Here is a 1,078-nt window from a genome sequence, read left to right on the forward strand (position 1 = left end):
ACCTGGGCGATCGGGGCCTGTCGCTGCGCCAGGGCACCATCGTCGTTGCCACGCTGATCCATGCGCCGAGTTCGACCAAGAACAAGGACGGTAAGCGTGACCCGCAAATGCACCAGACCAAGAAGGGCAATCAGTATTACTTCGGCATGAAGGCTCACATCGGCGCGGATGCCTAGTCAGGTCTGGTGCACAGCGTGGTGGGGACGGCAGCCAACGTTGCTGACGTTACCCAGGTCGACAAACTGCTGCATGGAAGGAAAACATGGTCGGCGCCGACGCGGGTTACACCGGCGTAGAGAAACGCCCGGAACATGAAGGCCGGGAGGTGATCTGGCAGATTGCGGCCCGCCGCAGTACGTACAAGAAGCTGAGTAAGCGCAGTGCGCTGTACAAAGCCAAGCGCAAGATCGAGAAATCCAAGGCCCAGGTGCGCGCCAAAGTCGAGCACCCGATCCGGGTGATCAAGCGCCAATTCGGCTACGTGAAGACACGCTTGCGTGGCCTGGCGAAGAACACCGCGCAGTTGGTGACACTGTTCGCGCTGTCGAACCTGTGGATGGCGCGCCGACATTTGCTGACGAATGCAGGAGAGGTGCGTCTGTAATGCGGGAAATGGCCGGCGCGAGGTGCTCGCGCCGGCTATAAATCCGGAAAGAGGGGATGATTTGATCGTTTTTTAGCCGAATCACCGTTTTGAAATCGGCAAGGGCTGGAGTCAGCCAGAAATACCTGACTACTTCAGACCATCCCTAGGAGGGTGTAGACAAAATAAAGTAAGCTGCTTGTCCCTTGCCTACGCAGCCTTGAGCCATGCCTAAAACTGGACGCCCGCCCGTAATCGCTGCGGAGCATTACCCTCTGCTGACCAGGCTCGCTCATGCGCAACCCTATTCCAGCCAATCCGAACTGGCGCAGGCATTCCATGCTGAAACGGGTATTACCGCTCATCCCGATACCTTTGCCAAAGCGCTGAGGCTGGCCGGGATCGTTCGTGTAAAGGAACGAGCCAAAGGTAGTTTCCAGCCATCTGAGGCTCGTAAGACCTCCGGTTCCACCGACGACCACCGACGTCCGTTGC

General features: G+C 58.2%; 2 pseudogenes. Both read left to right on the top strand.

Going from position 1 to position 1,078, the window contains the following annotated elements:
• A pseudogene (locus C4K88_RS18165) lies at positions 1-604 on the top strand (IS5 family transposase); the annotation flags it as partial.
• Positions 605-810: 206 nt separating this feature from the next.
• A pseudogene (locus C4K88_RS18170) lies at positions 811-1,078 on the top strand (IS5/IS1182 family transposase); the annotation flags it as partial.

Source organism: Arthrobacter pityocampae (assembly GCF_002927275.1).
Taxonomy (GTDB): Bacteria; Actinomycetota; Actinomycetes; order Actinomycetales; family Micrococcaceae; genus Arthrobacter_D; species Arthrobacter_D pityocampae.